6 protein-coding genes are annotated in these 8,803 nt (G+C 65.8%); 1 reads left to right on the top strand and 5 read right to left on the bottom strand.

The genetic code is table 11. The features are described from left to right. Positions 1-137 precede the first annotated feature (137 nt). The gene (locus tag LOC57_RS02200) at positions 138-2,315 is read left to right on the top strand and encodes a S9 family peptidase (protein WP_229957791.1); all 2,178 of its coding nucleotides are present in this window, start codon (positions 138-140) and stop codon (positions 2,313-2,315) included. On the opposite strand, the gene LOC57_RS02205 is transcribed toward LOC57_RS02200, so the two are convergent. The 5 genes from LOC57_RS02205 to LOC57_RS02225 form a co-directional block, all read right to left on the bottom strand. Continuing rightward, positions 2,312-3,364 (bottom strand): LacI family DNA-binding transcriptional regulator, encoded by a 1,053-nt coding sequence (locus LOC57_RS02205; protein ID WP_229957792.1) that lies wholly within the window; start codon positions 3,362-3,364, stop codon positions 2,312-2,314. The two genes, LOC57_RS02200 and LOC57_RS02205, sit on opposite strands and share 4 nt — an antisense overlap. Next, positions 3,361-4,821, bottom strand: a complete 1,461-nt coding sequence (locus LOC57_RS02210; protein WP_227925245.1) for a GH1 family beta-glucosidase — start codon at positions 4,819-4,821, stop codon at positions 3,361-3,363. Before LOC57_RS02210 ends, LOC57_RS02205 begins: the two co-directional genes overlap by 4 nt. After that, positions 4,818-5,765, bottom strand: a complete 948-nt coding sequence (locus tag LOC57_RS02215; protein ID WP_229957795.1) for a carbohydrate ABC transporter permease — start codon at positions 5,763-5,765, stop codon at positions 4,818-4,820. The genes LOC57_RS02210 and LOC57_RS02215 overlap by 4 nt, the downstream gene beginning before the upstream one ends. Further along, positions 5,762-6,721: a carbohydrate ABC transporter permease gene (locus LOC57_RS02220; protein WP_229957797.1), complete on the bottom strand. Its 960-nt coding sequence runs from the start codon at positions 6,719-6,721 to the stop codon at positions 5,762-5,764. The genes LOC57_RS02215 and LOC57_RS02220 overlap by 4 nt, the downstream gene beginning before the upstream one ends. Before the next feature lie 104 nt (positions 6,722-6,825). Further along, a complete protein-coding gene (locus tag LOC57_RS02225; protein WP_227912666.1) occupies positions 6,826-8,124 on the bottom strand; it encodes an ABC transporter substrate-binding protein in 1,299 nt (432 codons plus the stop codon). Between the last annotated feature and the right edge of the window lie 679 nt (positions 8,125-8,803).

Below are 8,803 nucleotides of genomic sequence, written 5' to 3' on the forward strand. Positions count from 1 at the left end.
CATGCCATGCCGACTCCGGAGATGTAAAGCGTGCTTTACATCCCCGCCCGCTGACGCCGGGGGTCCGCGGGCTAAGCCGCGAGCATAACGCCAGCGCGGTCCTTCGACGCCGCGGCCCGGATGGATATATTCGAAGCATGACTACTCCCCAGCCCCCGGTTGCCAAGAAAGTCCCGACTGAACGCACCCACCACGGTGACACCTTCATCGACAACTATGAGTGGCTGCGGGAGAAGGAAAACCCCGAGGTGGTTGCCCACCTGACCGCGGAGAATGCGTACGCCGCCGAGATCACGGCCGATCAGGAGCCGCTGCGCGAGGAGATCTTCAACGAGATCAAGAACCGCACTGAGGAGACGGACCTCTCCGTTCCGGCCCGCAAGAAGGGCTGGTGGTATTACACCCGCACCGAAGAGGGCAAGCAGTACGCCATCCACTGCCGCACCGCCGCCCAAGACACCGGGGACCTCGACGCCGACTGGACGCCGCCCGCCGTCCTGCCGGGCGTCCCGGTGGAAGGCGAACAGATCCTCGTGGACGGGAACGTGGAAGCCGAAGGCAAGCCGTTCTTCTCCCTGGGCGGACTGGCCGTGACCGAGGACGGCAACCTGCTCGCCTACTCCGAGGACAACGCCGGCGACGAGCGTTTCACCCTGCGGATCAAGAACCTGCGCACCGGGGAGCTGCTCCCGGACACCATTGCCAACGTTTTCTATTCGCTGGCCTTCGCCCCGGACGGCACCCGCGTCTTCTACACCGTGGTGGATGATTCCTGGCGGCCGTACCAGATCAAGGCGCATACCCTGGGCACCCCGGTGGAGGACGACGTCGAGATCTACCAGGAAGACGACATTGCCATGTGGACCGGCTTCGACCTCTCCGCAGACCGCAGGCAGCTGCTGATCGGCATTAGCAGCTCCGAATACAGCGAATACCGCGTGCTGGACTTCGCCGATCCCACGGACACGGTCCGCACCCTGATTCCCCGCAGCGCACACATCCTTTACGAGGCCGAGCCGCTGACCCTTGACGGCCGCCGCCAGTACCTCCTCACGCACAACCGCGGGGCGCTGAACTCCATGCTTTCGCTGGTGGACGAGGCCGAATTCGACAAGCCCCTGGACGAGCAGCAGTGGCGCACCGTGATCGCCCACGACGACACCGTGCGGGTCAACGGCGCAGCCGTCACCGCCACGCATGTGCTCGTCTCGGTGCGGAAGGACACCACCGAGCGGGTGCAGATCCTCCCGGTTGACGGCCTGGGCACCGGCGCGCAGGGTTCCCCGGTGGAACCGGCCTTCGACGAGGAGCTCTACACCGCCAACCTGGCCAACGCAGAGTTCGACTCCCCGATCATGCGGCTCAGCTACACCTCCTTCCTTACCCCGCCGCGGGTCTACGACTACGTGCTGGCCACCGGCGAATTGGAGCTGCGTAAGGAAACCCCGGTGAAGGGCGGCTACCGGTCCGAGGACTACGTAGCCGAACGTGATTGGGCGACGGCGGCGGACGGCACCCGCATTCCGCTCTCCGTCATCCGGCGGGCGGACCTGCAGCGGGACGGCAGCAACCCGGCCCTGGTCTACGCCTACGGCAGCTACGAAATGAGCATGGACCCGGGGTTCAACGTAGCCCGGCTCTCGCTCCTGGACCGCGGAGTGCTGTACGTGGTGGCGCATGTGCGCGGTGGCGGAGAAATGGGCCGCTCCTGGTATGACAACGGCAAGAAGCTGCACAAGAAGAACACCTTCACCGACTTCGTGGATGCCACGGACGCGGTGGCGGCGTCCGGGTGGGCGGATCCGGACCGGATCGCGGCCATGGGCGGCTCGGCCGGCGGCCTGCTGATGGGCGCCGTCGCGAACCTGGCGCCGCAGAAGTACCGCGCCATCGTGGCGCAGGTGCCGTTTGTGGACGCGCTGACCAGCATCCTTGACCCTGATCTGCCGCTCTCGGCCCTGGAATGGGAGGAATGGGGCAATCCCATCACCGACCCCGAGGTTTACCGGTACATGAAGGAATACACGCCCTACGAGAACATCCGGGCCGTGGACTATCCCAAAATCGCCGCCGTCACCAGCTTCAATGACACCCGTGTGCTGTACGTGGAACCGGCCAAGTGGGTGGCCCAGCTGCGCGAAACCACCACCGGCAGCGAGCCTATTGTGCTCAAGATCGAAATGGACGGCGGCCACGGCGGGGCTTCCGGGCGGTACGAGGCCTGGAAGGACCGCGCCTGGGACTACGCATTCATCCTGGCCGCCCTGGGCGCCCGGGACCTGCTGCCGGCGGCCAAACGGGAGAACGCCGCCTAGGCGGACTGCCGGATGACCAGTTCCGGCGGGTAGATAGCCGGTTCCAGGCGCGAACCGGGCTCCTCGATTTCGCGCAGCAGCATTTCGGAGGCGCGCCGTGCCATCTCGACCATCGGGTTCACCACCGTGGTCAGCCCGGGCTTGCTCGAGGCGGCCAGCTGGTGGTTGTCATACCCCACCAGCGCCACGTCCCCGGGAACCGACAGGCCCCGCTCACGCAGGACGGTCAGCACACCCAGGGCCATGAGGTCCGACGCCGCGAAGATGGCGTCAATCCCCGGATCGGCGTCCAGCAGCCGGGCCGCTGCCGCTGCGCCGCCTTCGGTGGTGAAGTGCCCGGACTCCGCCCCGGCAGAGACCAGCCCTGCCTCAGCGAGCCCGGCACGCCAGCCCTCCGTGCGGTCCTGCGCGGCGGTCATGTCCGCCGGTCCGGTCACCGTGGCGATCCGGCGGTAACCGCGGCCGGCTAGGTGCCGCGCCGCGAGCAGTCCGCCGGTGTAGTTGTCCGTATCCACGAACACCAGTCCCTGGCGGCCATGCCACGGCCGGCCGATGAACACGGCCGGCAGCGGCGCGTCCGCCAGTTCGATTTCCAGGGCGTCCGCCTTGTGGTGCGAAACCACAATGGCCCCGTCCACGTGGCCGCTGCGCAGGTACCGGATGATCTGGCCCGCTTTCTCCCCCTTCCGGGCCATCAGCAGCACCAGCTGCACCTCGGTATCCGCCAGCGACTCGGTGATCCCGTTGAGGGTCATGGCGAAGAAGGGATCCACCAGGACCCGGCCGTCCGGTTCGGGAATCACCAGGGCAATGGAGTCGGCGCGGCTGGTGGCCAGCGAGCGGGCCGCCCGGTTGGGGGTGAAGCCCAGCTCTCCGATAGCGGCGTCAATGGCCGCCTGCGTCCGGGCGCTGACCCGGGCCCCGCCGTTGATCGCCCGCGACACGGTGGAGCGGGAGACGCCGGAAAGCGCCGCCACATCTTCCAGCGTGGGACTGCTGCGGCGGGGCTTGACCTGCGTTCCGCGGGTGCCCTGGTTGAGGGAGCTCACTGAATCGACGATACGACATCCGGTGCGGCCGCGGAGGACCTTTCCGGCAGGGCATTGGTGCGTGCGGTTTCGGCGAACCACCGGGCGCTGGCCTTCGGCGTGCGGACCTGGGTCTGGTAGTCCACATGGACAATGCCGAACCGCTTGGCGTAGCCCCAGGCCCATTCAAAGTTATCCATGAGCGACCAGGCAAAGTAGCCGCGGACGTCGACGCCGTCTGCTGCCGCATCGCGGACAGCCTGCAGGTGCGCTTCGATGAACCCCAGCCGGTCCTCGTCCTGGACCACGCCGTCAACCACAACGTCGTCGTCGAACGCGGCGCCGTTTTCCGTGATGTACAGCGGCACCCCGGCGGGCCCGGTGTAGTCGCGCTGCAGCCGGAGCAGGAGGCGGTGCAGGCCCTCGGGCTGGATTTCCCACCCCATGTTGGTCACCGGCAGTCCGCGGGGCACGGAGTAGACCCCGTCCGCGGCGGGATACGGGCTGGCCGACGGCCGCGAAACGGGTGCCTCGGTGCTCCGCAGTGTGGCCGGACGCGTCTTGGTGACGGCCTCGCCGTGGTAATAGTTCACGCCCAGGAAATCGACCGGTGTGCTGATGACCGCCATATCCCCTTCGCCGATGTGCTGTCCCAAACCGTATGGGGCCAGATCAGCGAGGACGTCCTCGGGATAACTGCCGCGGAAAACCGGGTCTGCGAACACCCGGTTGAACTGCCCGTCGATCCGGCGGGCGGCGTCCACGTCGTCGGGGTTCTCAGGATCCAGCGGATCCGCGACGGTGAAGTTCAGGGTCAGGCCCACGTCCAGGGACGCATCGCGGGCCTTCAGCTCCTGCGCGGCAAGTCCGTGGCCGAGCAGCAGGTGGTGGTTCGCGGCCACGGCCAGGGACCGGTCCTGCAGTCCGGGTGCGTGCTCGCCGCTTGCGTAGCCGAGATAGGCGGAGCACCAGGGCTCGTTCAATGTGGTCCATGCCTTCACCCGGTCCCCCAGGGCGTCATGGACGCTCAGGGCGTACTCGGCAAAGCGGTAGGCAGTGTCGCGGTTGGCCCAGCCCCCGGCGTCCTGCAGCGCCTGCGGCAGGTCCCAGTGGTAAAGGGTCAGCCAGGGCTTTATTCCGGCGTCGAGCAGTTTGTCAGTGAGCCGGCTGTAGAAGTCCAGGCCGGCCGGGTTCACTGCGCCGCCGTCGGGCCGGATCCGCGCCCAGGAGGTGGAGAAGCGGTAGGAAGCCAGGTTCAGCGACTTCATCAGGGCCACGTCTTCATCAAGGCGATGGTAGTGGTCGCAGGCGACGTCTCCGTTCTCGGCGTTGACCACTGCGCCCGGGACCCGGCTGAAGGTGTCCCATATGGAGGCCTTGCGGCCGTCTTCCCACGCGCCACCTTCGATCTGGTAGGCGGCGGTGGCCGCCCCCCACAGGAATCCCGTGGGGAAGTTTCCGTTGGTGTGCTGCGTCATCCCTTAACCGCTCCCTGCATAATTCCTGCAACCAGGTGCCGTCCTGCAACGGCGAAAACAATAAACAGCGGAATGGTGGAGAGCACCACTCCGGCAAGGACCACCGAGTAGTCCACGAAACGAGCCGACTGCAGTTGCGCCAAGGCCACCGGCAGCGTCGGATTCTGCGCGTTGAGCACAATCAGGGGCCAGAAGAAGTTGGTCCATGTGGCAACGAAGGTGAACAGTGCCAGCATGGCGGCAGCCGGTCGGGCGGCCGGCAGGGCCACGTGCCAGAACGACTGCCACATGTTCGCGCCGTCCATCCGGACGGCTTCAATCAATTCGTCCGGCAGGGCGTCCTGGAGGTACTGGGTCATCCAGAACACGCCGAACGCGGTGACGAGCCCGGGAATGATGACGGCGCCCATGGTGCCGGTCCAGCCGAGTTTGGACATCACGATGAACAGCGGAATGACGCCGAGCTGCGTGGGAACGGCCATGGTGGCCACCACGAAGACCAGCAGCACCTTCGAACCCTTGAAGCGCAGCTTGGCGAAGGCGAAGCCGGCCAGGGAGGAGAAGATCACCACGGAGGCCGCCGTCACTGTGGAGACCAGGACGCTGTTGCCCAGGGCCCGCCAGAACGGGATGGTGTCGAGCACTGTTGCGGCATTGGCAAAGAAGTTACCGCCGGGGATCAGCGGCACCCCCTTGGCAATTGCGGTGCTGTCGTGGCTGGCGACCAGGACGGACCAGAGGATCGGCAGGGCTGAGCCCAGGATCACTGCTCCGAGCAGCCCGTAGGTGAGGAAGCCGGGCCGCTTGTTGTACCCGCCCGTCTTCGCCGCCCGGACATTGACCCGTCCCGGACGCTGGTCCTGCCCGCCGCGGTCACGGCGTCGCTTGGCTGCTTCGGCGGCCTTGCGGCCGGCGGTCTGTTCGACCATGGGTACGGAAGTCATTTCCGTCCTCCCTGGGTGGCGATGCGTCGGGTGATGAAGAAGTTCAGTGCGGCGATGACCACGATGATGACGAACAGCAGCCAGGCGACTGCGGAAGCACGTCCCAGGTTGCGCTGACCCCAACCCAGTTCCCAGATGTAGATCGTCAGGGTCTGCCATTGGCGGTCTGCACCGCCGAGCCCGTATGTGTCGAAGACGCGGGCCTCGTCGAAGATCTGCAGTCCGCCGATGGTGGCGGTGATGACAACGAATATGACGGTCGGGCGCAGCATGGGCACGGTAATGGAAATGAACTGCCGCCAGCGGCTGGCGCCGTCGATAATCGCGGCCTCGTACATGTCCCGCGGAATCGCCTGCATGGCGGCCAGGAAGATCAGCGCGTTGTAGCCGGTCCAGCGGAAGTCCACCATGGTCGCAATCGCGACGTGGCTGGCCAGGGAGTTGGCATGCCAGGGAATGGCCGGGAGTCCCATGGAGGTCAGCGCACCGTTGATGGCACCCGACTGGTCAGCAAAGAGGTTGCCGAAAATCAGGCCCACAGCTACGGGGGCAACGATGTAGGGCACGAGCACGCCCATGCGCCAGAAGGTCTTGGCGCGGAGGTTGGCATCCAGGACAGCAGCAATGGCAATGGCCAGAATGATCTGGGGCACTGCGGAGATCAGGAAGATGCTGAAGGTGTTGCCCACCGCATTCCAGAAATACGGCTGGGAGAGCACAAAGGTGAAGTTCTCGACGCCGGTGAAGCCCTGGTTGCCGCCGATCAGGTTCCAGTTGTGCAGGGAAACCCATCCGGTGTAGATCAGCGGGAACAGCCCAACAATGGCGAAGATGATGAAAAACGGTGAAACGTAAAGGTACGGGGAGACTTTGACGTCCCAGCGGGCCAGCCGGCTGCTGAACCCTAACCGCCGTACCGGCGTCCGCGCTGCCGGCGGCTTGACGGTGACAGCCATGGCTGACTTCCTAACGTTCAAGGGGGAAGAAGTTGGGTCCGGTGCCTGCAGCGCCCTCCTGCGGACTACACACAGTGGCAGCCGCAGGCACCGGAGGTTAGGGGCTACTGCAGGGCGTCGACGCTGGCGACGAACTTCTCCCAGGAGGAGTTGGCGTCATCGGTCTTGAGGACATCCACCCGGTTCAGTGCCTGGGCCATGTTGGTGTTGATGGTGAAGTAGTTCGGACCCTTGAACGGAGTCATGGTGACCGCGTTGGCCCGGTCCACCAGGATCTTGCCGACCGGTGCGTCATTGAAGAATTCGTTTGTGGAATTCAGCAGGGTGTCGGACTCGTAGGCCTCAGTCTGGCTGGGGAAGGTGCCCTTGGCTTCGAAGGCCTTGATCTGCTGTTCAGGGGCGGTGAGCCACTGGGCCAGCTTGATGGCCTCTTCCTGGTTCTTGCCCTGGGTGGGGACGGTCAGGTAGGAACCGCCCCAGTTTCCGCCGCCGCCCGGGAATACGTTGGCAATGTCCCAGCCTTCAACGCCGGCCGCGTTGCCTTCGATGCTGCCCAGCATCCAGCCCGGGCAGAGGGTGGTGGCAAAGGCGCCGCTCTGGAAGCCCGCCTCATAGTCATCGGACCACTGTTCCAGGTGGGCGGACAGGTCCTTGTCTACGGAGTTCTCGAGGACCTTGGTGTAGATCTCCTTCACTTCCGGGTTCTCGGTGGCAATGACTTTGCCGTCATTTTCCTCGTAGGCGTTCTTCACCTGGTTGATCTGGCCCTGGTAGACGGCCATGGCCGAGTCGTACCACGCGGCGTCGGACTTGGCGGTGAACTGCTCGCCAACCTCGAAGTAGTGGTCCCAATCGCCCTCGAGCAGCTTGGCAACTTCCTCGCGGTCGGTCGGCAGGCCGGCAGCGGCGAAGAGGTCCGCCCGGTAGCAGACGCCTTCCGGACCGACGTCGGTGCCGTAGCCGATCAGCTTGCCGTCAACTGTGGCGTCTTCTTCTTTCCAGTCCAGCCAGCGCCCTTCGACTTCCGGGCTGGCAAGATCCGCGAACTGGTCCGAATACTGCTTCAGCTCCGGCAGCCAGTCAACTTCGATGCCTTCAATGTCCGACAGGCCCGACCCGGCTGCCAGCTTGGTGTTCAGGTTGTCATGCGCGTTGTCGGAGGTAGCCTTCTTGTCGTGCACGATCTTCACGTTCGGGTTGGCGGCCTCGTACTCCTTGAAGAGATCCTCGTAGCCGAACTCGTTGAACGTGCTGACGCTGAGCGTCACCTTTCCGTCATCTCCTGATGCTCCGTCGTCGCCGCCTCCGCAGGCGGTGAGCAGAAGGGCTGCGGCTGCGACCGATGCGGCAACCGCGGGACCCCGGCGGCGTGCGCGGCCTGCCGATGTGGGTTTGGTACTCATTGCTGACTCCTTTGTCGGATTACGAGTGCACGAGTGCGTGGCGGGTGTTTACGCGCCTGCCGTGCGGTTGCCTAACGGATGCGCCCGGGTGCCTGCTCCGGCGGTTGTGCCGGCGGTGTGGGAGCGCTCCCACAAGCGATGCCTAAATGCTGATGTGTGGTGCATCACATGTCAAGTGGGAGCGCTCCCACGTTTCACGAAAACTCGCGGCAACCGGGTATAACCGGAGGTCAGGGGCAGGTAAGGCAGGCTCGGGTTACCGGATTGTTATCTGGATCCCCGCTCCTGCCATGCCCGGAAGTTGGCCCTCCGCCCGCACCCCCGTCTTGATCGAGCTTCCCGCGAAGATCCCACGTAGTGGTACGGATGTTCCCTGTTGGGGTTTCAGGCGCCCTCCAGTCCCGGCGTGTGGGAAGTTCTGCGGCCGGGTGCCGGTGGGCCCGTTTGGCCGGACATCCCTCCCGACCGCGCGGTCCCTACCAGCGCGCCCATTTCCCCGGCCCTGACGCCGTGGCGGCCCGAAACTGCCGGGACTCACGGGCACAACGCCGGCACCATGGCGGCCGTCTAGATCAGCTGCCCCGGACGCGCAGAAGGCCCGGACGCGGGGGGGGGGGGGGGGGGGGGGGGGGGGGGGGGGGCGCGCATAGGCGGGGGGGGGGGGAAGGCCACCCGCCCG

Origin of the sequence: Arthrobacter sp. zg-Y750, assembly GCF_020907365.1 — a bacterium.
GTDB lineage: Bacteria > Actinomycetota > Actinomycetes > Actinomycetales > Micrococcaceae > Arthrobacter_B.

What these genes read in the sequence shown, in the direction of transcription:
- LOC57_RS02200 (WP_229957791.1), top strand. Translation starts at nt 138, where the DNA reads ATGACTACTCCCCAGCCCCCGGTTGCCAAGAAAGTCCCGACTGAACGC.
- LOC57_RS02210 (WP_227925245.1), bottom strand. Translation starts at nt 4,821, where the DNA reads ATGACGCAGCACACCAACGGAAACTTCCCCACGGGATTCCTGTGGGGG.
- LOC57_RS02215 (WP_229957795.1), bottom strand. Translation starts at nt 5,765, where the DNA reads ATGACTTCCGTACCCATGGTCGAACAGACCGCCGGCCGCAAGGCCGCC.
- LOC57_RS02220 (WP_229957797.1), bottom strand. Translation starts at nt 6,721, where the DNA reads ATGGCTGTCACCGTCAAGCCGCCGGCAGCGCGGACGCCGGTACGGCGG.
- LOC57_RS02225 (WP_227912666.1), bottom strand. Translation starts at nt 8,124, where the DNA reads ATGAGTACCAAACCCACATCGGCAGGCCGCGCACGCCGCCGGGGTCCC.